This window comes from Pseudomonas sp. 09C 129 (assembly GCF_002843625.1).
Lineage (GTDB): Bacteria > Pseudomonadota > Gammaproteobacteria > Pseudomonadales > Pseudomonadaceae > Aquipseudomonas > Aquipseudomonas chlororaphis.
On record NZ_CP025261.1, the window covers coordinates 1,158,825 to 1,184,012 of the forward strand.

Sequence of the window (25,188 nt, forward strand, 5' to 3'; positions counted from 1 at the left end):
AAAAAACACGGCCGCTACGCGCCCGAGCGCAGCCTTCGGCAGCGGCTACAGGCTTTACAGGAGTTACTTATGTTCCCGGTATCGATCAAGGGCGTGCTGCAATCCCCCGAGGGGCTGGTGGTGCTGATGCTCAACGAGCGTGACGAGTGGGAGCTGCCCGGCGGGCGGATCGAGCTGGGGGAGACGGCGCCCCAATGCCTGGCGCGGGAGATCGAGGAGGAGCTGGACGTGCGGGTGGCGGTGGGCGAGCCGCTGGATTCGTACCTGTTCGAAGTCATCCCCGGCAAGCATGTGTTTATCTCGACCTATCGCTGCCGGCTCCTGGGCGGTTTTGTGCCGACCATCAGCCACGAGCACAAGGAAATCGGCCTGTTCGCGCCGGACCGACTACCGGCCAACTTGCCACAGGGTTATCGCGATTCGATTGTCAAAGCGTTGGGTATCCGAGGGTCGGCAACGGATGGCCGACCCCAGATCCCGAGGGCCTGATAGAGGTATCGGGCCTGGCGGGTCTCAGGCCTTGGGGGTCTGATCGTCTACTGCATCGGCGTTGTCGACGGCCACGTCGTCTTCTGTGTCCGGGCTTGGTGCGCCGGCTTCTTCAGCGGCCGCTTTCTTGCGTTGCAGCTTTTCCTCTTTCTTCTGCTCCTTTGCCAGGTCTCGCTGACGTTTGGCGAAGGAGTAATTGGGTTTAGCCATGGGCGATCCTCTGGGGTCGAAGGTGAGGTTTGAGCGGCGCGTATTCTGCCTTGTATCGGGGCCTGGCGGTTAATCGGGTTTTTGCTCGACCCATTTGGGGACTACCGTGGGTTGCCAGGCTTCCAGGGCTTGCAGCAGTTTGCGCGGCGATTCGCTCACCTGCAGCATGTCACGGTGCGGGGCGCGAACGAAGCCTTCGCCGACGATGTGATCGAGAAAACCCGTGAGCTTCTCGTAGAAGCCATTCACTTCCAGCAACCCCAGGGGCTTGGCGTGGTAACCCAACTGGCCCCAGGTCCAGACCTCGAACAACTCTTCCAGGGTGCCCAGGCTACCCGGCAGCGCGATAAAAGCGTCGCTCAACTCGGCCATGCGTGCCTTGCGGGCGTGCATGCCGTCGACCACCTCCAGGCGCGTCAGGCCCGGATGGCCGATTTCCTTGTCCTTGAGGCTCTGGGGAATGATGCCGATGACTTCGCCGCCAGCCGCCAGGGCCGCGTCGGCGACTATACCCATCAGGCCGACGGCGCCACCGCCATAGACCAGGGTCAGCTTGCGCTCGGCCAGCTGGCGCCCGAGGGCTTCGGCGGCCTCGCGGTAGGCCGGGTTGGTGCCGGTGCTGGCACCGCAGAACACGCATACAGACGCTAAAGACATGCCTTACTCCATGGTCGGTGAGGGCCACAGAGTAATGGCTGGCCGGCCGCGCTCCAAGGGTCAATCCTCGCCGCGGGGGCTTTCATAGGTGCCGCTGGCGCCACAGGCATAGGCGGCGAGCAGGCTGCGGAACAGACTGTTGAGGTGCATGGCAGACACTCCGATAGTGATGTGCGCCGAGCATAGGCCCGCGGCTGGCGGCTGGCTGTTTGATTCTCTCGATCAGGCCGATAGCGCAAAGTTGTATACAATTTCTTGATGTAAATCATAGGAACTTGTGAAAAATTCAGGCAGTCTTCACCTTCATGGATTCAGATGGATTTTGTTAACCCTGCCTTGGAGATTCACCATGTTTGCCAAACTCGTTGCGGTATCCCTGCTGACACTGGCCAGCAGCCAGCTGATGGCCGCCGAATGTAAGGTCGATGTCGACTCCACCGACCAGATGTCCTTCAACACGAAGGAAATCACCATCGACAAGAGCTGCAAGACCTTCACCGTGAACCTGACCCACTCCGGCAGCCTGCCGAAGAACGTCATGGGCCATAACTGGGTATTGAGCAAAAGCGCGGACATGGCCGGTATCGCTACCGACGGCATGGCCGCCGGCATAGACAAGAACTACCTGAAAGAAGGCGACAGCCGCGTCATCGCCCACACCAAGATCATCGGCTCCGGCGAAAAAGACTCGGTGACCTTCGACGTGTCGAAGCTGACCGCTGGCGAAAGCTACGAGTTCTTCTGCTCGTTCCCGGGCCACAACTCGATGATGAAAGGCGCTGTGGTGCTGAAGTGATCGGTTGATTCGGTGTGATGAAAAAGCGCCCTGCGGGGCGCTTTTTTTGTGCCTGGAACTGCGTATACAGACTTGTAGCCGCTGCCGAGCCTGCGAGGCTGCGTACGAGGACGCAGTCCTCGCAAAACCTGCCCACGCGGTCCATCGAACATAACGTGGCGCCTGGTTTGGCGACCGCTCTGCGGCCGTGCGCAGCCTCGCAGGCTCGGCAGCGGCTACGGGCTGTTTATGGCGCGAATGGCATCACGCGTTTGTGATGGGTCTTGTTGTAGGTGTTGCAGATGATCTTGAACGCCTCCTCGCGCACCGGCTGGCCGTGGAGGAAGGCGTCGATCTCGGCGTAGGTCACACCGTGGGACGCTTCGTCCGGCTTGCCGGGAGACAGGTCTTCCAGGTCGGCGGTAGGGATCTTCTCCACCAGCGACTCCGGCGCGCCGAAATGCCGGGCAATGGCCCGCACCTGGTTTTTCACCAGCCCGCTCAGCGGGGCCAGGTCGCAGGCGCCGTCACCGAACTTGGTGAAGAAACCCATCACCGCTTCGGCGGCGTGGTCGGTGCCGATCACCAGGCCGTGGGCGGCGCCGGCGATGGTGTACTGCGCGACCATGCGCATGCGTGCCTTGGTGTTGCCAAGGACGAAGTCCCGGGTTACCGCCTGATGGCCTTCGAAGGCCGCCACTTCATTGGCCAGGGACTTGACCGCCGGCCCGATGTTCACGGTGTGGCGCTCGTCGGGTTCGATGAAGTCCACCGAGGCCTGAGCATCGTGTTCGTCGAACTGCACGTCGTACGGCAGGCGCACGGCGATGAAACGATAGCCCTGGTCGCCACTGCTGGCGCGCAGTTCGCGCATCGCCCGCTGGGCCAGCAGGCCCGCGGTCAGGGAGTCGACGCCACCGCTGATGCCCAGCACCAGGGCCTTGAGCCCGGAATTGAGCAGGCATTGCTGGATGAACGCGACCCGCCGGGCGACTTCTGCCTCGAGATCGGCCTGGTCCTTGAAAGGGGGTTGGACCTTGAGCTGTTCAGCAATCTCACGCTGTACGGCTTGCATGATTCACTCCTTGCTTGATGTGCCAGAAAGGGCGGCAGGTACTTGGAAAACGTGGCGCAAATAAGCGACGAAGTTGGGATCCTTGCAATGGGTCTTGCCCGCTTCGTCGGAGATCTTGGCGACGGGCTGGCCATTGCAGGCGGCCATTTTAAGCACGATGCTCATCGGCTCGACACCGGGAATATCGCACGTCAGGTTGGTGCCGATACCGAAGCTGACATTGATCCGACCGCGCAACGCACGAAAAATCTCCAGGGACTTGGGCAGCGTCAGGCTGTCGGAGAACACCAGGGTCTTGCTCATCGGCTCGATGCCCAGTTTCAGGTAATGGGCGATGGCTTTTTCCGCCCAGGCGATCGGGTCGCCCGAGTCGTGGCGCAAACCGTCGAACAGCTTGGCGAAGTACAGATCGAAATCGTTGAGGAAGGCGTCGGTGGTGATGCAGTCGGTCAGGGCGATCCCCAGCAGGCCGCGGTACTCGCGGACCCAGCAGTCGAGGGCGGCGATCTGGCTGTCGATCAGCCGCGGCCCCAGTTGCTGGTGGGCCATGATCCATTCGTGGGCCATGGTGCCCAGGGGTTTCATGTCCAGCTCGCGGGACAGGTGCACGTTGCTGGTGCCGACGAAACGCCCGGGGAAGTCGTGCTTGAGCACGTTCACCACTTCTTCCTGGACCCGGTACGAGAAGCGCCGGCGGGTGCCGAAGTCGGCCACCTGCAGGTGCGACAGTTCATCGGCGCTGGCGTTGGCGCTCAGCCAGTCGAACTTGCGATACAGCTGTTCGCGCGCCTGTTCCAGGACGACTTCGCGGTAGCGATAGCGGTTACGCACCTCGCTGACGATCGCCAGCATCGGCACTTCGAACAGGATCACATGCAGCCAGGGCCCGCGCAGGCGGATGAACAGCTCGCCGTTCTCGATACCGGTATGCACATACCGCAGGTTGAAGCGGAACAGCCCGAGAAAACGCAGGAAGTCCGGTTTCAGGAAGCTGATGCGCTCGAGAAAACTCAACTGGTCGGCGCTCAGGCTCAGGTCGGCCAGGCGCTCGAACTGATAACGGATCTCCGCCAGATAGGGGCGCAGGTCCTCGCTGTTGCGGCAGCGGAATTCCCATTCGACTTCCACATTGGGGTAGTTGTGCAGCACCGCCTGCATCATGGTCAGTTTGTAGAAGTCGGTGTCGAGCAGGTTCTGCACGATGCGATCGGCAAACACACTCTCGCTCATAACGGGAATCTCCATGCTGGCCGCGATCAAGGGCGCGGCTTTCCAGCTTGTTCAATGAAGGCAGTAGTGGCGCATATCCGCCGTGGGTTTTGCCAGTGTTTTTTGCTTGGGGACGATGTCGAGGCTGATGGCCCCATCGCGGGCAGCCTCGCCCCTACAGGTACGGTGCTGCTCTTGTAGGAGCGAGGCTTGCCCGCGATAGCGCCCGTGCGGCCTGCACTCATCCCGGATCAGGCCGGCGCCGGGCTGTCGATCTGTTCCAGCATCCAGCGTACGAAGTCCCGTACCTTGGGCACTTCGGCCGCATGTTCGGGGTAGGCCAGGTAATAGGCATCGTGGCTGGGCATGGCGTAGTCCCAGGCCAGCACCAGCTTGCCCTCGGCCAGCTCTTCTTCCACCAGGAACCGCGGTAGCAGGGCCACGCCGCAGCCGACCTGGGCGGCCCGGATGCACATGTAGAAGGTTTCGAAGCGCGGGCCGTGATAGCTGTGCTCGGTGTGGTAACCCTGGCTGTCGAACCAGTCATGCCAGGCCTGCGGCCGCGAGGCCAGTTGCAGCAGCACCAGCTCGGCCAGCTGCGTCGGGTCGGTGAACGGCTTCTGCGGCAGGCTGCCCGGGGCGCAGACCGCCACCAGCTCTTCGCCGAACAGTTTCAGGCACTCGGTGCCGGGGCGCGAACCCTGGCCGAAGTAGAACGCCATGTCGCTGCGGCCCTGCAGCAGGTCGTCGGCTTCCTGCTCGTTGCACAGGTCCAGATGGATCTGCGGGTGGCGCAGGCGCCAGCCCTTGAGGCGCGGCACCAGCCAGCGCGCACCGAAGGTCGATGGGGTGGACACCCGCAGGACTTCGGTTTCGCCGCCGTAGGAGCGCAGGTAGTGGGTCGACATCTCGATCTGCGAGAGGATCTTGCGCACTTCCACCAGGTACAGGTCGCCGGCCGGAGTCAATTGCAGGCGCCGACGTACCCGGCGAAACAACAGGTGTTGCAGGAGTTCTTCCAGCTGCGCGACCTGCTTGCTGACCGCGCTCTGGGTCAGGTTCAGCTCCTCGGCGGCGCGAGTGAAGCTCAGGTGCCGGGTGACGGCCTCGAAACACTGCAGGGCGGTGATCGAGGGCAGGTAGCGTTTGTTCAGCATCGAGGGTTCCTTGTTCTTGTCCCGGCTGCGCAGCATGAATAAACGGAATGATATCTCGCCTAATCGTCGTTTGTTGGCAAGTCTCGGGCCGGCTACAACTACAGTCCTGAATGGCTGTGTCAACGGCTACGACTTTTTGCTTTCCATTTGTAAGGAGTGACCCATGGTTGCCGCATTGCTTGATCGTCTTGGTGTGAACCCGGCCCTGTATCAATCGGGCAAGCAGCCCGTGCATTCTCCGATCGACGGCAGCCGCATCGCCTCGGTGAACTGGCAGGGCGCGGCCGAGGTGGAGCAGCAGGTCAGTCGCGCGGAGCATGCGTTCGAGTTGTGGCGCAAGGTGCCGGCGCCGCGTCGCGGCGAGCTGGTGCGCCAGTTCGGCGAAGTGCTGCGCGAATACAAGGCCGACCTCGGTGAGCTGGTGTCCTGGGAAGCCGGCAAGATCACTCAGGAAGGCCTGGGCGAAGTGCAGGAAATGATCGACATCTGCGACTTCGCGGTCGGCCTGTCGCGCCAGCTGTACGGCCTGACGATCGCCTCCGAGCGCCCGGGCCACCACATGCGCGAAACCTGGCACCCGCTGGGCATCGTCGGGGTGATCAGCGCGTTCAACTTCCCGGTCGCGGTCTGGGCCTGGAACACCACCCTGGCGCTGGTCTGCGGCAACCCGGTGATCTGGAAACCCTCGGAAAAGACCCCGTTGACCGCCCTGGCCTGCCAGGCGCTGTTCGAACGCGTGCTGAAGAACTTCAGCGATGCCCCCGAGTACCTGAGCCAGGTGATCATCGGCGGGCGCGACGCCGGCGAAGCGCTGGTGGACGACCCGCGCGTGGCCCTGATCAGCGCCACCGGCAGCACCCGCATGGGCCGCGAAGTGGCGCCGAAAGTCGCCGCGCGTTTCGCCCGCAGCATCCTCGAGCTGGGCGGCAACAACGCGATGATCCTGGGGCCGAGCGCCGATCTGGACATGGCCGTGCGCGCCATCCTGTTCAGCGCCGTCGGTACCGCTGGCCAGCGCTGCACGACGTTGCGCCGGCTGATTGCCCATGAATCGGTGAAGGACGAAATCGTCACCCGCCTCAAGGCCGCCTATTCCAAGGTGCGCATCGGCCATCCGCTGCAAGGCAACCTGGTCGGCCCGCTGATCGACAAGCACAGCTTCGACAACATGCAGGATGCGCTGGAGCAGGCCCTGAGCGAGGGTGGCCGGGTGTTCGGCGGCAAGCGCCAGCTGGAAGACCAGTTCCCCAACGCCTATTACGTGTCGCCGGCGATCGTCGAGATGCCGGAGCAGAGCGACGTGGTGTGCAGCGAAACCTTCGCGCCGATCCTCTACGTGGTGGGCTACAGCGATTTCGCCGAAGCGCTGCGCCTGAACAACGCCGTGCCGCAAGGCCTGTCGTCCTGCATCTTCACCACCGATGTGCGTGAGGCCGAGCAGTTCATGTCGGCGGTGGGCAGCGACTGCGGCATCGCCAACGTCAACATCGGCCCGAGCGGCGCGGAAATCGGCGGCGCCTTCGGTGGCGAGAAAGAAACCGGCGGCGGCCGCGAGTCCGGCTCCGATGCCTGGCGCGCCTATATGCGCCGGCAGACCAACACCGTGAACTACTCGCTGGAGTTGCCATTGGCGCAGGGTATTACCTTCGATTGATCGACCCCGATCGCGCCCGCCTGCCGGGCGCTGTAGCCGCTGCCGAAGGCTGCGATAAGCTCCGAAGGAGCTTGGTTCCCGATCTCCTGTCGAGCCTGCGGCGGCCTTCAGTTCGCCGCGACCGTAGCGGTCGATCGCAGCCTGCGGCAGCGACTACAGGGGAGGTGCTGGTTCATGGTCTGTGGTTCGTTGATTTCGGAGTCTGGCAATGCCGTTACGCGAAGAATGCCTGTGGGAAAAACTGACGCCGCAAAGGCCTGACAATGCCTCGCTCAAGGGCGAGGTCAGGGTGGATGTCTGCGTGATCGGCGCGGGTTTTACCGGCCTGTCGGCCGCCGTGCACCTGCTGGAGCAGGGCAAGAGGGTTTGTGTCCTGGAAGCCCACCGAACCGGTCACGGCGGTTCGGGACGCAACGTGGGGCTGGTGAATGCCGGGATGTGGATCCCGCCGGACGAGATCGAGGCCGGTTTCGGCGAGGCGGTCGGCAGCCAGCTCAACCGCATGCTGGGGGCGGCGCCGGCCCTGGTGTTCAGCCTGATCGACAAATACCGCATCGATTGCCAGCTGCGCCGCGAAGGCACCCTGCACATGGCGCACAACGCCCGGGGCGAGGCCGACCTGCGCAGCCGGGAAGCCCAGTGGAAGCGCCGGGGCGCGCCGGTCGAGCTGTTGACTGGCGCGGCTTGTGAAACCGCCACCGGCACCAGGAAGATCGCCGCGGCCTTGCTCGATCGCCGGGCCGGCACGGTCAATCCGATGGCCTATGTCAGTGGCCTGGCCAAGGCCGCGGTCGACCTGGGGGGCCAACTGTTCGACCATTCGCCGGTGACCCGTCTCGAACGCCAGGGCCAGCGCTGGTCGGTGCAGACCGCCCAGGGCTCGGTGCTGGCCGAGCAGGTGGTGATTGCCTCCAATGCCTACACCGAGGGCGACTGGACCGAACTGCGGCGCAATTTTTTCCCCGGTTACTACTATCAGGTCGCCTCCAGGCCGCTGACCGAGGAAGCGGCGCAGCGGATCCTGCCGGGTGGCCAGGGCTCCTGGGACACCCGCCAGGTGCTCAGCAGCATTCGCCGGGACGCCGACGGCCGCCTGCTGCTGGGCAGCCTGGGCAATGGCAACCAGAAGCCGGCCTGGTTCCTCAAGGCCTGGGCCGACCGGGTACAACAGCACTATTTCCCCTACCTGAAAGCGGTGGAGTGGGAGTGCACCTGGACCGGTTGCATCGCCTTTACCCCCGATCACCTGATGCGTCTGTTCGAGCCGGCGCCCGGTCTGGTGGCGGTCACCGGCTACAACGGCCGGGGCGTGACCACCGGCACCGTGGTCGGCAAGGCGTTCGCCGATTACCTGTGTAACGGAAATCCTCAGGCCTTGCCGATTCCCTTCGCCCCCATGCAGCCCCTGGCTGGCGTGGGCTTGCGCAGTTGCCTGTACGAGGCCGGGTTCTCCCTGTATCACGCGGGCCAGTGCCTGCGGATCGTTATCTGACAAAGGAAATATGTTGCCGGGTGCGGCGCTTTTCGGCGCAGCGACTAGCCTGTAGTGGTGCGGGGCGTAGCAGTCCTGCACCAGTAGTGTGCAGTTCGGTTACGCAGGCTGTTACAGGCTGGTTGCACGTTGATTTGCGTCGCGGTTGCAATGATGGCGCAGTCGGGTTGCGCCTGATGTTTTGTAAGGTTTCACCTTCCGCGGTTTAGACGGTTGCACGCCCAATAAAAAAGGGCTCGAAACAGTCGAAATAACAATAAAAGAGCGACTTTTTTCAGAATAAAAAACCAATGGCACGGCCCTTGCTCTGAGCATTCGGTGAAGTCGCAGTGCCAACTAAAAAAACCTTGGAGCACCACCTCATGTCCCAGACGTTTTACAAGAAAGGCTTTCTGGCCCTCGCAGTGGCAGCTGCGTTGGGTGTTTCTGCGTTTGCTCAGGCCGACCTCAAGATCGGCGTAGCGGGTCCCATGACAGGCGCCAACGCGGCATTTGGCGAGCAGTACATGAAGGGTGCACAGGCAGCGGCTGACGAGATCAACGCCAAGGGCGGCGTCAACGGCGAGAAGATCGTCCTGGTCAAGGGCGACGACGCCTGTGAACCGAAACAGGCCGTGGCCGTGGCCAACCGCCTGGTGGACCAGGACAAGGTGGCCGGTGTGGTCGGTCACTTCTGCTCGTCGTCGACCATTCCGGCTTCCGAGGTTTACAGCGATGCGGGCGTGATCGCCATCACCCCGGGCTCCACCAACCCACAGGTCACCGAGCGCGGCCTCTCCGCCATGTTCCGCATGTGCGGGCGTGACGACCAGCAGGGCATCGTCGCCGGCGACTACATCGTCGACGTGCTCAAGGGCAAGAAAGTCGTGGTCCTGCACGACAAGGACACCTACGGCCAGGGCCTGGCGGACGCCACCAAGGCACAGCTGAGCAAGCGCGGCGTGACGCCGGTGCTGTACGAAGGCCTGACCCGCGGCGAGAAAGACTTCAGCGCCGTGGTCACCAAGATCCGCGCCGCCGGTGCCGATGTCGTCTACTTCGGCGGCCTGCACCCGGAAGCCGGTCCGCTGGTACGCCAGATGCGCGAGCAGGGCCTCAAAGACGTCAAGTTCATGTCCGACGACGGTATCGTCACCGACGAACTGGTGACCACCGCTGGCGGTCCGCAATACGTCGATGGCGTGTACATGACCTTCGGCGCCGACCCGCGCCTGCTGCCGGACAGCAAGACTGTGGTCGACGCTTTCCGCAAGGCCGGCACCGAGCCTGAAGGCTACACCCTGTACGCCTACGCGTCGGTCCAGGCACTGGCTGCCGGCTTCGGCGGGGCCAAGTCCAACAAGGGCGAGGACGCCGCCAAGTGGCTCAAGGCCAACCCGGTGAAAACCGTGATGGGCGAGAAGACCTGGGATGCCAAGGGCGACCTGAAAGTCTCCGACTACGTGGTTTACCAGTGGGACAAGGACGGCAAATACCACCAGCTGGAAAAACAGAAGTGACATGAGCGTCTGGGCAGGCCGGTCCTTCCTCCAGGGAGGGCGCAGGCCTGCTGCATGCGTGTCCGTGCAGTACCTGTCTTTTCTCGTAGAGCTGCACAACTGTCGTGTTGCGCGGGTGGTTGAACCCCAGGCCGTCGTATCCGCTGTGTGCAGTCTCTCAAATGCGTGAGATTGCGTTATGGATGGTATTTTCCTGCAGCAACTGATCAATGGACTGACCCTCGGGTCCGTCTATGGTCTGATCGCCATCGGCTACACAATGGTCTATGGCATCATCGGCATGATCAACTTCGCCCACGGCGAGGTTTACATGATTTCCGCTTACCTCGCGGCAATCAGTCTGGCTCTGCTGGCCTACTTCGGCATCGAATCCTTCCCGCTACTCATTCTCGGTACCCTGGTCTTCACCGTCGTCGTGACGGGGATCTATGGCTGGGTCATCGAGCGCGTCGCCTACAAACCCCTGCGTAACTCCACCCGCCTGGCGCCGCTGATCAGCGCCATCGGTATCTCGCTGATCCTGCAGAACTACGCGCAGATCAGCCAGGGCGCCAAGCAACAAGGTGTACCGACGCTGCTGGCCGGCGCCTGGAAGGTCGACATCGGCACCGGTTTCGTCCAGCTCACCTACACCAAGATCTTCATCCTGGTGGCGGCATTCGCCGGCATGGCCGTGCTCACCTACATCATCAAGTACACCAAGCTCGGCCGCATGTGCCGCGCCACCCAGCAAGACCGCAAGATGGCCTCGATCCTCGGGATCAACACCGACCGGGTGATTTCCTACGTGTTCATCATCGGCGCCGCCATGGCGGCGCTGGCGGGCGTACTGATCACCATGAACTACGGCACGTTCGACTTCTATGCCGGCTTCATCATCGGCATCAAGGCGTTCACCGCGGCGGTACTCGGCGGCATCGGCTCGCTGCCGGGCGCGATGCTCGGCGGGATCATCCTCGGGATCTCCGAGTCGCTGTTCTCCGGTCTGATCAACTCCGACTACAAAGACGTGTTCAGTTTCTCGCTGCTGGTGCTGATTCTGATCTTCCGTCCCCAAGGCCTGCTGGGTCGCCCACTCGTGGCGAAGGTATAAGTATGTCTGCTGCCAATAAACCGATTGATATCAAAAAGAGCCTCATCGACGCCGTACTGGCCGGGCTGATCTCGCTGATCGTGTTCGGTCCTATCGTGGGCGTGGTACTCGAGGGCTACAGCTTCAACCTGCAACCGGCCCGCGTCGGCTGGCTGGTGGCGATCGTGATGATCGGCCGTTTCGCCTTGAGCCTGTTCCTGCAGACGCCCAAGGGGCTGAAGATCCTCCAGGGTTTCGAGAGCACCGGCTCCGGCGTGCATGTGCGGGCGCCGGACTACAAGTCGCGGCTGCGCTGGATCATCCCGGCGCTGATCGTGATCGCTATCGTCTTCCCGTTCTTTGCCAACAAGTACCTGCTGACCGTGGTCATCCTCGGCCTGATCTACGTGCTGCTCGGCCTGGGGCTGAACATCGTGGTCGGCCTGGCCGGGCTGCTCGACCTGGGGTACGTGGCGTTCTACGCCATCGGTGCCTACGGCCTGGCGCTGGGTTACCAGTACCTGGGCCTGGGCTTCTGGACCGTGCTGCCCCTGGCGGCCCTCGCCGCGGCGCTGGCGGGGTGCATACTCGGCTTCCCGGTGTTGCGCATGCACGGTGACTACCTGGCCATCGTGACCCTGGGCTTCGGCGAGATCATCCGCCTGATCCTCAACAACTGGCTGTCCTTCACTGGCGGCCCGAACGGCATGCCGGTTCCGTCGCCGAGCATTTTCGGCCTGGAATTCACTCGGCGGGCGAAGGATGGCGGGGTGCCGTTCCATGAGTTCTTCGGCCTGGAATACAACCCCAACCTGAAGTTCCTGTTCATCTACATCGTGCTGTTCATCGTGGTGCTGCTGGTGCTCTACATCAAGCACCGCCTGACCCGCATGCCGGTCGGCCGGGCCTGGGAAGCCTTGCGCGAAGACGAGATCGCCTGCCGCGCCATGGGCCTGAACCACGTGTTGGTGAAGCTCTCGGCCTTCACCATCGGCGCTTCCACCGCCGGCCTGGCCGGGGTGTTCTTCGCCAGCTACCAGGGCTTCGTGAACCCCTCGTCCTTCACCTTCTTCGAGTCGGCGCTGATCCTGGCCATCGTGGTCCTGGGCGGCATGGGGTCGACCGTGGGCGTGGTGATCGCGGCGTTCGTCCTCACCGTGGCGCCGGAACTGCTGCGCAGCTTCTCCGAGTACCGGGTGCTGCTGTTCGGCATTCTCATGGTGTTAATGATGATCTGGCGGCCGCGAGGCCTGATTCGTATCAGCCGTACCGGGGTGACCCCGCGTAAAGGTGCCTTGGTCGAGAGGAGCGTGCCATGAGCGATGAAGTCATTCTCAAGGTAGAGAACCTGATGATGCACTTCGGTGGCATCAAGGCCCTGAGCGACGTCAGCCTGGAGGTCAAGCGCAACTCCATCTTCGCCCTGATCGGCCCCAACGGCGCCGGCAAGACCACGGTGTTCAACTGCCTGACCGGTTTCTACAAGGCCACGGGCGGGCACATCGCCCTCAATACCCGAGGCAAGCCGACCAACGTCATCAAGCTGCTGGGCGAGCCGTTTCGCGCGACCGACTTCGTGTCGCCCAAGCGCTTTGCCAGCCGACTGTTCTACAAGATGTTCGGCGGTACCCACCTGGTGAACCGGGCGGGCCTGGCGCGGACCTTCCAGAACATTCGCCTGTTCAGGGAAATGTCGGTGCTGGAGAACCTGCTGGTGGCCCAGCACATGTGGGTCAACCGCAACCTGCTGTCCGGCATCCTCAATACCAAGGGTTACCAGAAGGCTGAAAGCGACGCCCTGGACCACGCCTTCTACTGGCTGGAGGTGGTGGACCTGGTGGACTGCGCCAACCGCCTGGCCGGCGAGTTGTCCTACGGCCAGCAACGCCGCCTGGAAATCGCCCGCGCCATGTGCACCCGGCCGCAGATCATCTGCCTCGACGAACCGGCCGCCGGCCTCAACCCCCAGGAAACCGAAGCGCTCAGCGCGATGATCCGGCTGCTGCGCGATGAGCACGACCTGACCGTGGTGCTGATCGAACATGACATGGGCATGGTGATGAGTATTTCCGACCATATCGTGGTGCTCGACCACGGCAACGTGATCGCCGAGGGCGGGCCCGAAGCGATCCGCAACGACCCGAAAGTGATTGCCGCCTACCTGGGTGCGGACGAAGAGGAACTGGTATGACGACTGCGCCTATCCTCGAACTCAAGGACCTGGACGTGTACTACGGGCCGATCCAGGCCCTGAAGAAAGTCTCGCTGCACATCAACGAAGGTGAAACCGTGAGCCTGATCGGCTCCAACGGTGCCGGCAAGTCCACGCTGCTGATGTCGATTTTCGGCCAGCCGCGGGCCGAGTCCGGGCAGATCATCTACCGCGGTGTGGACATCACCCACAAGTCCTCGCACTACATCGCCTCCAACGGCATCGCCCAGTCGCCGGAAGGGCGCCGGGTGTTTCCGGACATGACGGTGGAAGAGAACCTGCTGATGGGCACCATCCCCATCGGCGACAAGTACGCCAGCGAAGACATGCAGCGCATGTTCGAACTGTTCCCGCGGCTCAAGGAGCGTCGGACCCAGCGGGCCATGACCATGTCCGGCGGCGAGCAGCAGATGCTCGCCATCGCCCGCGCGCTGATGAGCCGTCCCAAGCTGCTGTTGCTGGACGAACCGAGCCTGGGGCTGGCGCCGATCGTGGTGAAGCAGATCTTCGCCACCCTGCGCGAGCTGGCCTCCACCGGCATGACCATCTTCCTGGTCGAGCAGAACGCCAACCACGCGTTGAAGCTGTCGGACCGCGCCTATGTGATGGTCAACGGCGAGATCCGCCTGAGCGGCACCGGCCAGGAACTGCTGGTCAACGAGGAGGTGCGTAACGCGTATCTGGGCGGGCACTGAGCCTGTGTACTGTGGATAAGACCTGCCCCGCCGGCTCACGCCGCCGGGGCATTTTTTATCCCCTTGATCTTGTGGGAGCGAGCTTGCTCGCGATGCTCGTCAACGATGACGCTGGCTGTCTGGATATACGCGTCGTTCTCCGGTTCTTCGCGAGCAAGCTCGCTCCTACAGAGGCTGGATGACCTTGTCCACAGCAGAAAACGCAAATTGTGGAAAACATTCTGCGCAAGCTGGCAAAGCGCGGCATAAAGACGCTGCAAATAGTTGTTTTGCCAAGGTTTTGACTTGTCCCCGTTTGCTGTGGAACTGGCTGTGGGTAACGTGGGAGTAGCTGGCTGGACGCCTTGAATGGCGTGGCCTGCAGGCTGTCGATCGTTTTTTGATCAGGCGTTTTTGCCGGACCTTGAGCGGCCGTTGTCAACCTTTTTATTGTCGCAGGCAAAGGGCGGAACCCCCCTGGACAAGCCTGTGGATAAGTCTGTGATTAAACTCTGGAAAGACTCGCCGAGGCAGCGTCGTTACTGGCTTGAAGCCATCCCTTGCCTGACCGTTCGGTCGCCTGTATCGGTCGGGGCTGCATGGACGCCATGCCCAGGTCAAGCAAAAAACTTTCTAAAACCGCCTGCAGCCCCTGTGGATAGCGGCTTGCGGACTTTTGCACTTGCCCCCAAAGACTGTGGAGCGTCCTGTGGATAAGGTGCGTGCATGTGGCTGCGGGCCACGACCTGCCTGGCTTGGCGGTTGTTGGTCGTTTTTTGTACAGTTGCGTCTCTGTAGCCGCTGCCGAAGGCTGCGATAAGGCCCGGAGGGCCTTTCAACGATCTTGAAGAGCACGCCCTCTTCGAACGCAATGCCGCCCAGACCGATCGCAGCCTTCGGCAGCGGCTACAGGGGAGGCTGATAGCCGGGCTCGCACAACCTCCGGTTGCCGCTGCGATTCAGGCCGGGCATGCTGCGAAACGATTTTTCATTTCCACGGCGGTTCGACGCCCAGCAAGGAGAACACCATGACTTCCACCCTGTTTATTACCGGCGCGACCTCCGGTTTTGGCGAAGCCTGTGCCCGTCGTTTTGCCGAGGCCGGCTGGTCGCTGGTGCTGACCGGGCGCCGCGAAGAGCGTCTCGACGCCCTGTGCGCCGAGCTGTCGAAGCAGACCGAAGTGCACGGCCTGGTGCTCGATGTGCGGGACCGCAAGGCCATGGAAGAAACGATCGCCAACCTGCCGCCGTCCTTTGCCAAGCTGCGCGGGCTGATCAACAACGCCGGCCTGGCCCTGGGGGTCGATCCGGCGCCCAAGTGCGACCTGGACGACTGGGACACCATGGTCGACACCAACATCAAGGGCCTGATGTACAGCACCCGCCTGCTGCTGCCACGGCTGATCGCCCATGGCCGCGGCGCCGGCATCGTCAACCTCGGCTCCATCGCCGGTAACTACCCGTATCCGGGCAGCCACGTGTATGGCGCGAGCAAGGCGTTCGTCAAACAGTTCTCCCTGAACCTGCGTTGCGACCTGCAAGGCACCGGTGTGCGGGTGACCAACATCGAGCCGGGCCTGTGCGAAAGCGAGTTCTCCCTGGTGCGCTTCAAAGGCGACCAGGAGCGCTACGACGCCACCTACGCCGGTGCCGAGCCGATCCAGCCGCAGGACATCGCCGACACCATCTTCTGGGTGCTCAACACCCCGGCCCACGTCAATATCAACAGCCTGGAACTGATGCCGGTGAGCCAGACCTGGGCCGGCTTCGCCATCGAGCGCAATGCCAAGGGCTGAATGCTCCCCCTGTAGCCGCTGCCGAAGGCTGCGATCGACCTCGAAGAGGGCGTGCTCTTCAAGATCGCCGAAGGCCCTCCGGGCCTTATCGCAGCCTGCGGCAGCGGCTACACTCCGCGTGCCGATGCGTTTGGCAACACAGCCGTTCAGGCCTGAATCAGCCCGCACAAGGTAGACTCCCGCTCCGCAACCCACCGCAGCCTTGCATCAAGGCCGCGAATTCAAAGGTTCTCGAGGAGGAAATGTGAGTAACCGAGGTGAGCAGGTACTGCTCAAACAATCGACCATCCTGATGTTCGCCGTGGCGATCGCCGCTATCGTCACGGGTTTTTTTTCCGGTTCCCAATCGATTCTGTTCGATGGTTTTTTTTCGCTGATCGCGACCGTCATCAAGGTCTTGATGCTGATCACCGCCAAGCTGATCGCCAAGGAAAGCAACCAGCGCTTTCAGTTCGGCTTCTGGCACCTGGAACCGATGGTGCTGCTGATCGAAGGCAGCTTTTTGTTGCTGATTGCGATCTACGCCTTTCTCAGCGGTATGTTCGGCATCATCAACGGTGGCCGCGAGATCGAACTGGGCCTGGTGATCCCTTTTGCGATGGTGCTTAGCGTCGTCTGCTTCGCCTATTTCTTCTACGTCCGTTATCGCAATCGCACGTTGAAATCCTCGTTGATCCAGTTCGACAACGTCAGCTGGCTGGTGGACGCGATGCTCTCGATCGGCTTGCTGGTGAGCTTTCTCATCGCGTTGCTGCTCAAGACCCAGGGTTATGGCCAGTGGGCCGCTTATGTCGACCCGTCGATCCTGATCCTGCTGGCCCTGAGCATGCTCGCGCCGGCCCTCAATATCCTCAAGCCAGCGTTACGCGATGTACTGGGAATTGTCCCGGACCAACTGGATGACAAGGTTCGCCAAGTGATGGACGAGGCGACAGTCGAGCACGGCTTTGCCGACTACGTCTCGTATGTGCAGAAGCACGGACGGGCGCGGTTCATCGAGATTCACATCGTGCTGCCGCAGGACTATCCATTGCAGGGCGTGGCGACGCTGGACAAGCTGCGCGAGGAGATATCCACACAGCTCGGCAAGGCGGATGCGGCGCGCTGGCTGACCATCAGCTTTACCGGCGATCGCAAGTGGATTGCCTGAGGCCTTCCTGAGCGCAGGCGCGCAATCGCGAGCTTCGCTCCTACACAGGCATGCCCTTTTCTGTAGGAGCGAAGCTCGCTCGCGATAGCGATGTAAAGATCAGCCGAAGTATTCAGCCAGGCCGAGATAACAGGTCGCCAGGTGATAAGGCGTGGTTGACGGCATGTCCCGGCGGCTGAGTACGCCATGGGCATCCAGGCATTCGTTCCAGCCCTTGGCATGCAGGAAGTGTCGTTGCAGCGCCAGCAACTGGTGCTGCAGGCGTTCGGCGCTGTCCTGGCGCAAGGTCAGGGCGCGCAGGTATTCGGCCTGGGCCCAGATGCGTTGGGTGGGGTCGAGCACGTCGCCCTCGACACTCAGCATCCCGCTCACCGCACCGCTGGAGTTATCCACTCCAACCTGCTCGGCATAGGCGAAGGCCCGCTCCAGCGAGGCGTGCAGCGGGCAGCCGCGCAGCAAGGCCGAGGATTGCAGCAGGAAGAACCATTCGAACTGGTGCCCCGGCTCGAACCAGTTATCCACAGCCCCCAGCGGTTTCTCCATCATCAGGCCATGCCGTGGCTCGATGAAGCGCTGCTGCATGGCCGTGCACAGGGCCAGCAGCGCGCTTTGCACGGCGGCGTCGTCACGCACGGCCAGGGTGGCGAGGAAGGCTTCGGCCAGGTGCATCAGCGGGTTCTGCAAGGGGCCGCAAGCCAGGGACGACCAGTCTTCGGCGAGGACCGCTTCGTACAGGCCATCGCCGCTGGCAAAACGTTCGGCCACCACTTTCAGCGCGGCATTGAGCACCGATTCCACCAGCGGCTCGCGGACCCTGGCCCAGTAATGGGCGCAGGCAAAGACGATGAAGGCGTGGGTGTAGAGGTCCTTGCGCCTGTCCAGCGGCGCGCCCTGGGCATCGATGCTGTAGAACCAGCCACCGTGCTCGGCATCGTGGAAGTGCCGTTGCAGGGAACGGAACAGCGCTGCGGCGCGCGCTTCGGCAAGCGGCGTACGACCATCGCCGATCAGGCTGGAAAACAGGTACAGCTGCCGGGCGCAGGCCATGGCCCGATAACGCTGAGGCGGCAGCGGGGCATGTTCGGCGTCCAGCGCCTCGAAGGGCAACGCCAGTTCCGGATTCCAGCCCGGCCCCTGCCAGAGCGGCACGATCACGCTGTGGAAATGCTGTTGCACGGCCGTAAACAGGGCGGTCGATTCAGACGGGGAAGTGGGGCTGGAAACATCGGGCATTGGCTGGCGTCGTCACGGCAGGGTGGAATGCGCGACATGGTAGCAGAGAAGGCCCCGGGGATCGTGGTGTGCGGGGTAGGAGCGAAGCTTGCTCGCGATCCAGGCGACGGGGTATGTCGCCAAGAACGCATCGCGAGCAATCGAGCTTCGACCGGCGCTCCTACAGGAGCGCCGGTATTGGGCGACTCAGCCGGCCAGCAACCACACGCCCGTCGCGGCGGACGCCGCGCCCGCCAGGCGCACCAGCGGCGCAGCGGCCTGTGGCAGGACCCGGACCACGGCGTAACCGGCCGCGTGCAGTGCCGCGGTGGCGGCGACGAAGCCTGCGGCATAGGTCCAGGGGCTGGACATGTCCGGCAGTTCCAGGCCGTGGGCCACGCCGTGGAACAGGGCGAACAGCGCGGTGGCGGCCACCGCCAGGCTCAACGGCGGACGCACCGCCAGGGCCACGGCCAGGCCGAGGGCCAGGACCGAGGCGGCGATCCCGCTTTCCAGGGCCGGCAGGTTCAGCCCTGCAAAACCCAGCACGCCGCCGATCAGCATGGTGCCGACGAAGGTGCAGGGCAGTGCCCAGCGCGCCGCGCCTTGCTGCTGCGCGGCCCACAGGCCGACCGCAACCATCGCCAGCAAGTGGTCGAGGCCACCGATCGGGTGGCTGATGCCGGCCATCAGGCCGTTGTCGCCGTGGCCCGGGTGAGCGAAGGCCAAAGCTGGAGTCAGCAGCAGGGCGAGGGTGCCGAGAATGCGTTTGAGTGTCATGGACAGGCTTCCTTGTTGAGCTTTTTGAAAAGAGCGATCAGGCCGCGATCAGCAGTCCCTGGCGTTCGATAAAGGCGATGATTTCCTCCAGGCCCTGGCCGGTCTTCTGATTGCTGAAGACGAACGGCTTGCCACCGCGCATGCGCTGGGTATCGCCGTCCATCATCTCCAGCGAAGCGCCGACCAGGGGCGCCAGGTCGATCTTGTTGATCACCAGCAGGTCGGACTTGCAGATGCCCGGGCCACCCTTGCGCGGCAGCTTGTCGCCCGCCGACACGTCGATCACGTAGATGGTCAGGTCGGACAGTTCGGGGCTGAAGGTCGCCGACAGGTTATCGCCGCCGGACTCCACCAGAATCAGGTCGAGGCCGGGAAAACGCCGGTTCAGCTGATCCACCGCTTCGAGATTGATCGAGGCGTCTTCGCGAATCGCCGTGTGCGGGCAGCCGCCGGTTTCCACGCCGATGATGCGCTCGGGCGCCAGGGCCTGGTTGCGCACCAGGAAGTCGGCGTCTTCGCGGGTGTAGATATCGTTGGTCACCACCGCCAGGTTGTAGCGTTCGCGCAGGGCCAGGCACAGGGCCAGGGTCAGGGCGGTCTTGCCGGAGCCCACCGGGCCGCCGATGCCGACGCGCAGAGGTTGTGCGTTCATGTGACTCTCCACAATAAAAGGCACCAAGTAAAAGGCGCCAAACTAAAAAGACCTAGGAGCGGAACAGGCGGCTGTACTGGCGCTCATGGGCCATGCACGCCAGGGACAGGCCGAAGGTGGCGCTGCCGTAATGTTCGGGGTCGAGGTTCGAGGCATTGCGCTGGGCCTCTTGCAGCAACGGCAACAGTTCGCTGGTCATGCGCTGAGCAGCCTGCTGGCCCAGGGGCAGGGTTTTCATCAGCACCGCCAGCTGGTTTTCCAGCCAGCTCCACAGCCAGGCGGCCAGGGCGTCCTGCGGGCTGATCCGCCAGGCCCGCGCGGCCAGGGCCCAGCCCAGGGCCAGATGCGGCTCGGCGATCTGCGCGAGAAAGGCGCGGGCCGGCGGATCCAGCTCCGGCAGGCCGTTCAGCAGCTGTTGCAGGGAATAGCCCATTTGCCGGCTTTCCTGGTGCAGCTCGCGGGTTTCGCGGCTGGCACGATGTTCCTGGCACAGCTGCAGCAATTGCGCCCAATCCTCGTCGGTGGCCGCCTGACAATGGGCCAGCAACAGCGGTGCTTCGAAGCGCGCCAGGTTGAGCAGCAACTGGTCGCCGATCCAGCGTCGGGCGCTGTGCGGGTCGTTGACCCTGGCCTGTTCCACGGCCATTTCCAGGCCCTGGGAATAGCTGTAGCCGCCAATCGGCAGTTGTGGGCTGGCCAGGCGCAGCAGGGCCCAGGCCGGGTTCATGGGCGCACGCCGAACTGATGCAGCCGCGGCGCGTAGTTGAAGTCCTCGTCGCCGTGGCGGGAATGATGATGGCCGCCGCCGTAGGCGCCGTGTTCCGGCTGGAACGGCGCCTCGATGGTTTCGGTATTGGCGCCGAGCTGTTCGAGCATGGCCTTGAGCACATAGTCGTCGAGCAGGCGCAGCCAGCCATCGCCGACTTGCAGGGCGACGTGGCGGTTGCCCAGGTGGTAGGCGGCGCGGGTCAGTTCGAAGGCATTGCGGCAGGTGACATGCAACAGGGTTTCCGGACGCGCGCAGACCCGCACGATCCGGCCGTCTTCGGCTTGCAGGCATTCGCCGTCGTGCAGCGGCGGCTGGCCACGCTCCAGAAACAGCCCGACGTCTTCGCCGTCGGCACTAAAACAGCGCAAGCGGCTTTTGCTGCGGGCTTCGAAGGTCAGGTGCAACTCGGCGGACCAGTCGGGTTGCGGCGCGATTCTGCGATGAATCACCAGCATTGGAAGGCTTCCAGCTATGAGCGATGCAGGGTGTAGAGCAAGTGCCTTGCCAATCGCGCGGTCTGATCGGAAACGGGTGGAAAGCGCCTGAAAATGGGGCAGGCTTTTGTTTTATTTTGTTACAAATTCAGGGCGTGCGCTGATTTATAGCACTGACTTGGTGCGTTGTGCTGTTTTTTGATGCGCGGCGAAGCGCCGCTCTGGCGCGAGCCATGGCGGGCAGATGAGGTGGTGGAGGAGGTTGTGCGGTTGAGCGCAGCGGCGGGGGTTATTCGGTGCTGCCCAGCCCTTGCCAATGCTTGAGGCCGATAAAGATGAAACGCAGTTGCTGGGTGATTTTCGCCTGGGGCGTGAGGTGCTCGGGCAGGGCTTGCGCAGGCGGATCGATGATGTCCGGCAAGGTGGCGAACACGCTTTTGACGATCAGGTCGGCCATCACCGTCAGGTCGGCGATGTTCAGGTGTTGCAGCTTGGGCATCAGGGTCAGGTCGGCCGCCAGGTCGGCGCTGATGTTTTCCCGCAGGTTGGCGATCGCCTGGCGCACCGGCAGCGAACCGCCGTACTGCTCGCGGGCGAGGAACAGGAACTGCGAGCGGTTGGCTGCCACTACATCGAGGAAGATCCGCACCGAGGCATCAATGATGCCGCCCATGACAAATTCGTTATGGCGCACCAGGCGGATGGTTTCGCGAAAGGTCTGGCCGACTTCGCTGACCAGTACCAGGCCGAGTTGGTCCATATCGTCGAAATGCCGGTAGAAACCGGTCGGCACTATGCCGGCGGTTTTCGCCACTTCGCGCAGGCTCAGGCTGCCGAATCCGCGGCCGCATTCCATCAGGTGGCGGGCAGCGTCCATCAGAGCGTTGCGAGTCTGTTGTTTCTGTTCGGCGCGGGGCAGCATCGGCGGGCTGGTTTTCTGATCAAGAGAGCGGCGCACTCTAGCAAATCAACTTTGCCGGCGTCGAACCTAGTGGGGGCGGTAGGCTGAAGGCGAGACCTGGATCGGAGCGGTGGACGCAGAAAAAAAACGGCGCGGCTCAGGAAAAAACAAAGCCCGATCCAGGGACCGGGCTTTTCTGTAGAGGCATCATGGGCTTGACTCACAGCTGGGTTGCATTAGGCCAAACGGTCGTTGCCGTCTTAAACCAGACCTTTCTCTTCCAGGCGATCACGGCCGCCTTCGGCTACAGCCTGGCCCAGGGGAGTGCGATCGAAGCCGTCTTCAGCCAAGGTCTGACCTTGTGGGGTACGGTCGCCACCATCGGAAGCCAGGGTTTGGCCTTGTGGGGTGCGGTCGCTGCCATCGGAAGCCAGGGTCTGACCTTGTGGGGTACGGTCGCCACCATCGGAAGCCAGGGTTTGGCCTTGTGGGGTGCGGTCGCTGCCGTCGGAAGCCAGGGTCTGGCCTTGTGGGGTGCGGTCGCTGCCATCGGAAGCCAGGGTCTGGCCTTGTGGAGTGCGGTCGCCGCCGTCGGAAGCCAGGGTCTGGGTGAATACCGAGGTGCTGGCCTTGACTTGGGGGGTAGCCTGTTCAGCGGCTGGCAGGGCGAAAGCGTTGGCTGCCAGGATCGAGAGGGTCAGGCTAAGCAGTAATTGGCGTTTCATGATGGGTTGCTCCTTGGGAGGGCGATAAAGTGGGTACGGAGCCAATGTTACGCGCGCAAAATCGATATAAAAGTTCATAAAGACAATGGTAATAATCAACAGAATTGATTGTTCTGCCCGAGGGCTCTAGAACGGGCGTTTCCGAAGAAGGGTTTTGCACCGGGGTGGGTATTTTCGACCCATCTGCGCCTCGCAAAAGTGCGGCGGCGGTAACGCCAAGCTGGCGCTTCGGTCAGGAAAATCCGTGCTTTTGTGTCTGATTCGCGGCTTCGGGTTAAACCTGCGGGCCGTTTGTCAGTCCTAGTTTCCATGACCGGTGGATTTCAACCCCGGCAGTTCATAAGGGCGTCACCATCCAGGCGCCCGTCAGGTAGTCAGGAGCCCCGTGCAATGACGCGCACTCGTAAAATTCTCGCCTGGACAGTCGGTAGCCTTTTCCTGCTGCTGGCCGTGCTGGTACTGATCATCGCGTTCTTCGATTGGAACCGGATCAAGCCGCCACTCAATGCCAAAGTCTCCGAAGAACTGCATCGCCCCTTCGCCATCAACGGCAACCTGGCGGTGATCTGGCAGCGCGAACTTGACGAAGGCGGCTGGCGGGCCTGGGTGCCGTGGCCGCATGTGGTGGCCGAAGACCTGACCCTGGGCAACCCCGACTGGTCCAAGGTGCCGCAGATGGTCAGCCTCAAGCGCGTCGAGTTGCGCATTTCGCCCCTGGCATTGCTGGCGCAGCGCGTGCGCATTCCGCGCATCGACCTCACCGAGCCGAACGCCGCCCTCGAACGCCTGGCCGACGGCCGCGCCAACTGGACTTTCCAGTTCGACCCGAAAGACCCGAACGCCGAACCCTCCAACTGGGTGGTGGACATCGGCGCCATCGGCTTCGACAAAGGCCATGTCATCCTCAATGACCAAAGCCTGAAAACCCGCCTCGACCTGCTGATCGACCCGTTGGGCAAGCCGATTCCGTTCAGCGACATCGTTGGCGACAAGGCGGCGAAGAAAGCCGAGGAGAAGGGCGCGGCTCCCCAGTCCTACGCCTTTGCCTTCAAGGCCAAGGGGCAATATCACGGCCAGGCGCTCACCGGCTCCGGCAAGATCGGCGGCTTGCTGGCGCTGCAGGACGCGAGCAAGCCGTTTCCGCTGCAAGTTCAGGCAACGATCGGCGATACCCGCGTCGAACTGGCCGGCACCCTGACCGACCCGCTCAACCTCGGCGCCCTGGATCTGCGCATGAAGCTCGCCGGCACCAGCCTGGGCAACCTGTACCCGCTGACTGGCGTGACCCTGCCGGACTCGCCGGCCTATGCCACCGATGGCCACCTGAGCGCGCAGTTGCGCGACCCGGCCGGGGCGAAGTTCCAGTACCAGGATTTCAACGGCAAGATCGGCGACAGCGACATCCACGGCAACCTGACCTACGTCGCCAGCCAGCCGCGGCCCAAGCTGACTGGTGCGCTGGTGTCCAATCAGTTGCTGTTCAGCGACCTGGCGCCGCTGATCGGCGCCGACTCCAACGCCAAGCAGAAGGCCCGGGGCGGCGACAGCAAGCAGCCGGCGGACAAGGTGCTGCCGGTGGAAGAGTTCCGCACCGAGCGCTGGCGCGACATGGACGCCGATGTCGAGTTCACCGGCAAGCGCATCGTCCATAGCGCCGATTTGCCCTTCACCGACCTGTACACCCACCTGGTGCTCGACGACGGGCGCCTGAGCCTGGAGCCGCTGCGTTTCGGCGTGGCCGGCGGCAAGCTGGATGCGCAGATTCGCCTCAACGGCCAGGCCACGCCGCTGGAAGGCCGTGCCAAGCTGACCGCGCGCAACTTCAAGCTCAAGCAGCTGTTCCCGACCTTCGAGCCGATGAAAACCAGCTTCGGCGAACTCAATGGCGATGCCGATATCGCCGGGCGCGGCAACTCGGTGGCGGCCCTGCTCGGCAGCGCCAACGGCGAGCTGAAGATGCTGATCAACGACGGCGCCATCAGCCGCAGCCTGATGGAGATCGCCGGGCTCAACGTCGGCAACTATGTGATCGGCAAAATGTTTGGCGACAAGGAAGTGAAGATCAATTGCGCCGCCGCCGACTTCGGCATCAAGACCGGCCTGGCCACCACTCGCCTGTTCGTGTTCGATACCGAGAACGCGATCGTCTACATCGACGGCACCGCGAACATGGCCAGCGAGCAACTGGACCTGACCATCACTCCGGAATCCAAGGGCCTGCGCCTGTTCTCCCTGCGCTCGCCGCTCTATGTGCGAGGCAAGTTCATCAAGCCGGAGGCTGGGGTCGAGGCCGTGCCGCTGATGTTGCGCGGCGCCGGCATGGTGGCGCTGGGGGTGATCGCCGGGCCGGCGGCCGGATTGCTGGCGCTGGTGGCTCCGAGCGGCGGCGAGCCGAACCAGTGCGCGCCGCTACTCGAGCAGATGCGTTCGGGCAAGGCGCCGGTGGCGGTCAAGCCGACGCGTTGAGAGCAAACGGAGTTTTCCTGTAGGAGCGAGCTTGCTCGCGATAGCCGCGAAGCGGCGACCTGTCTGCCAAAACTGGTCATCCTTGGCGATCTTTTCGCGAGCAAGCTCGCTCCTGCCTGGTCCCTGGG

The 25,188-nt window shown here is 63.1% G+C and carries 24 protein-coding genes; 12 read left to right on the top strand and 12 right to left on the bottom strand.

Going from position 1 to position 25,188, the window contains the following annotated elements; genetic code table 11:
• The first annotated feature begins 69 nt into the window (after positions 1 to 69).
• A complete protein-coding gene (locus CXQ81_RS05360; protein WP_101336685.1) occupies positions 70 to 489 on the top strand; it encodes an NUDIX domain-containing protein in 420 nt (139 codons plus the stop codon).
• Positions 490 to 513: 24 nt separating this feature from the next.
• On the opposite strand, the gene CXQ81_RS05365 is transcribed toward CXQ81_RS05360, so the two are convergent.
• Positions 514 to 699 carry a hypothetical protein gene (locus CXQ81_RS05365; RefSeq protein WP_007921504.1) on the bottom strand — a complete coding sequence of 62 codons (186 nt, stop codon included), beginning with the start codon at positions 697 to 699 and terminating at the stop codon, positions 514 to 516.
• Between the two features lie 69 nt (positions 700 to 768).
• Positions 769 to 1,356: a TIGR00730 family Rossman fold protein gene (locus CXQ81_RS05370; protein ID WP_101336686.1), complete on the bottom strand. Its 588-nt coding sequence runs from the start codon at positions 1,354 to 1,356 to the stop codon at positions 769 to 771.
• A 349-nt stretch (positions 1,357 to 1,705) separates the two neighbouring features.
• On the opposite strand from CXQ81_RS05370, the gene azu reads away from it, so the two are divergent.
• Positions 1,706 to 2,152, top strand: coding sequence for an azurin (gene azu / locus CXQ81_RS05375; protein WP_007921507.1), 447 nt, complete (start codon positions 1,706 to 1,708; stop codon positions 2,150 to 2,152).
• 226 nt (positions 2,153 to 2,378) lie between these two features.
• On the opposite strand, the gene nadE is transcribed toward azu, so the two are convergent.
• From nadE to CXQ81_RS05390, 3 genes are all read right to left on the bottom strand, one after another.
• The gene (gene nadE / locus CXQ81_RS05380; protein ID WP_007925206.1) at positions 2,379 to 3,206 is read right to left on the bottom strand and encodes an ammonia-dependent NAD(+) synthetase; all 828 of its coding nucleotides are present in this window, start codon (positions 3,204 to 3,206) and stop codon (positions 2,379 to 2,381) included.
• 3 nt (positions 3,207 to 3,209) lie between these two features.
• Positions 3,210 to 4,436, bottom strand: coding sequence for a nicotinate phosphoribosyltransferase (pncB, locus tag CXQ81_RS05385; protein ID WP_007925207.1), 1,227 nt, complete (start codon positions 4,434 to 4,436; stop codon positions 3,210 to 3,212).
• Between the two features lie 230 nt (positions 4,437 to 4,666).
• Entirely contained in the window at positions 4,667 to 5,572 is a 906-nt protein-coding gene (locus CXQ81_RS05390; RefSeq protein WP_101336687.1) for a LysR family transcriptional regulator, read from the bottom strand.
• Positions 5,573 to 5,735: 163 nt separating this feature from the next.
• On the opposite strand from CXQ81_RS05390, the gene CXQ81_RS05395 reads away from it, so the two are divergent.
• The 9 genes from CXQ81_RS05395 to CXQ81_RS05440 all read left to right on the top strand — a co-directional run bounded on the left by CXQ81_RS05395 (position 5,736) and on the right by CXQ81_RS05440 (position 17,121).
• Positions 5,736 to 7,226, top strand: a complete 1,491-nt coding sequence (locus tag CXQ81_RS05395) for an aldehyde dehydrogenase family protein (protein WP_007925211.1) — start codon at positions 5,736 to 5,738, stop codon at positions 7,224 to 7,226.
• A 208-nt stretch (positions 7,227 to 7,434) separates the two neighbouring features.
• Positions 7,435 to 8,718, top strand: a complete 1,284-nt coding sequence (locus tag CXQ81_RS05400) for an FAD-binding oxidoreductase (RefSeq protein WP_101336688.1) — start codon at positions 7,435 to 7,437, stop codon at positions 8,716 to 8,718.
• 362 nt (positions 8,719 to 9,080) lie between these two features.
• Positions 9,081 to 10,217: a branched-chain amino acid ABC transporter substrate-binding protein gene (locus tag CXQ81_RS05405; RefSeq protein ID WP_007925216.1), complete on the top strand. Its 1,137-nt coding sequence runs from the start codon at positions 9,081 to 9,083 to the stop codon at positions 10,215 to 10,217.
• Between the two features lie 178 nt (positions 10,218 to 10,395).
• On the top strand, positions 10,396 to 11,310 hold the full coding sequence (locus CXQ81_RS05410) for a branched-chain amino acid ABC transporter permease (RefSeq protein ID WP_007925218.1): 915 nt from the start codon (positions 10,396 to 10,398) through the stop codon (positions 11,308 to 11,310).
• Between the two features lie 2 nt (positions 11,311 to 11,312).
• Positions 11,313 to 12,608 carry a high-affinity branched-chain amino acid ABC transporter permease LivM gene (livM, locus tag CXQ81_RS05415; protein WP_007925219.1) on the top strand — a complete coding sequence of 432 codons (1,296 nt, stop codon included), beginning with the start codon at positions 11,313 to 11,315 and terminating at the stop codon, positions 12,606 to 12,608.
• Positions 12,605 to 13,480, top strand: a complete 876-nt coding sequence (locus tag CXQ81_RS05420) for an ATP-binding cassette domain-containing protein (RefSeq protein ID WP_007925220.1) — start codon at positions 12,605 to 12,607, stop codon at positions 13,478 to 13,480. Before livM ends, CXQ81_RS05420 begins: the two co-directional genes overlap by 4 nt.
• Positions 13,477 to 14,196: an ABC transporter ATP-binding protein gene (locus tag CXQ81_RS05425; RefSeq protein WP_007925221.1), complete on the top strand. Its 720-nt coding sequence runs from the start codon at positions 13,477 to 13,479 to the stop codon at positions 14,194 to 14,196. The genes CXQ81_RS05420 and CXQ81_RS05425 overlap by 4 nt, the downstream gene beginning before the upstream one ends.
• 1,007 nt (positions 14,197 to 15,203) lie before the next feature.
• Entirely contained in the window at positions 15,204 to 15,971 is a 768-nt protein-coding gene (locus tag CXQ81_RS05435) for an SDR family oxidoreductase (RefSeq protein WP_101336689.1), read from the top strand.
• Between the two features lie 244 nt (positions 15,972 to 16,215).
• Positions 16,216 to 17,121: a cation diffusion facilitator family transporter gene (locus CXQ81_RS05440; protein ID WP_101336690.1), complete on the top strand. Its 906-nt coding sequence runs from the start codon at positions 16,216 to 16,218 to the stop codon at positions 17,119 to 17,121.
• A gap of 99 nt (positions 17,122 to 17,220) precedes the next feature.
• Here CXQ81_RS05440 and CXQ81_RS05445 read toward each other — a convergent pair whose 3' ends face one another.
• From CXQ81_RS05445 to CXQ81_RS05475, 7 genes are all read right to left on the bottom strand, one after another.
• On the bottom strand, positions 17,221 to 18,354 hold the full coding sequence (locus CXQ81_RS05445) for an AGE family epimerase/isomerase (protein ID WP_101336691.1): 1,134 nt from the start codon (positions 18,352 to 18,354) through the stop codon (positions 17,221 to 17,223).
• Positions 18,355 to 18,540: 186 nt separating this feature from the next.
• The gene (locus CXQ81_RS05450) at positions 18,541 to 19,113 is read right to left on the bottom strand and encodes a HupE/UreJ family protein (protein WP_009041932.1); all 573 of its coding nucleotides are present in this window, start codon (positions 19,111 to 19,113) and stop codon (positions 18,541 to 18,543) included.
• Between the two features lie 37 nt (positions 19,114 to 19,150).
• The gene (ureG, locus tag CXQ81_RS05455) at positions 19,151 to 19,765 is read right to left on the bottom strand and encodes an urease accessory protein UreG (RefSeq protein ID WP_007925234.1); all 615 of its coding nucleotides are present in this window, start codon (positions 19,763 to 19,765) and stop codon (positions 19,151 to 19,153) included.
• Between the two features lie 52 nt (positions 19,766 to 19,817).
• Positions 19,818 to 20,492: an urease accessory protein UreF gene (locus tag CXQ81_RS05460; protein ID WP_101336692.1), complete on the bottom strand. Its 675-nt coding sequence runs from the start codon at positions 20,490 to 20,492 to the stop codon at positions 19,818 to 19,820.
• Entirely contained in the window at positions 20,489 to 20,989 is a 501-nt protein-coding gene (gene ureE, locus CXQ81_RS05465) for an urease accessory protein UreE (protein ID WP_062823818.1), read from the bottom strand. The genes CXQ81_RS05460 and ureE overlap by 4 nt, the downstream gene beginning before the upstream one ends.
• Positions 20,990 to 21,257: 268 nt before the next feature.
• Complete coding sequence (locus CXQ81_RS05470; RefSeq protein ID WP_007925240.1) at positions 21,258 to 21,890, bottom strand: TetR family transcriptional regulator; 633 nt, start codon at positions 21,888 to 21,890, stop codon at positions 21,258 to 21,260.
• A 239-nt stretch (positions 21,891 to 22,129) separates the two neighbouring features.
• The gene (locus CXQ81_RS05475; protein ID WP_101336693.1) at positions 22,130 to 22,594 is read right to left on the bottom strand and encodes a hypothetical protein; all 465 of its coding nucleotides are present in this window, start codon (positions 22,592 to 22,594) and stop codon (positions 22,130 to 22,132) included.
• A 390-nt stretch (positions 22,595 to 22,984) separates the two neighbouring features.
• Here CXQ81_RS05475 and CXQ81_RS05480 point away from each other — a divergent pair, with 390 nt between their 5' ends.
• Positions 22,985 to 25,060, top strand: a complete 2,076-nt coding sequence (locus tag CXQ81_RS05480; RefSeq protein ID WP_101336694.1) for an AsmA family protein — start codon at positions 22,985 to 22,987, stop codon at positions 25,058 to 25,060.
• The last annotated feature ends 128 nt before the right edge of the window (positions 25,061 to 25,188 follow it).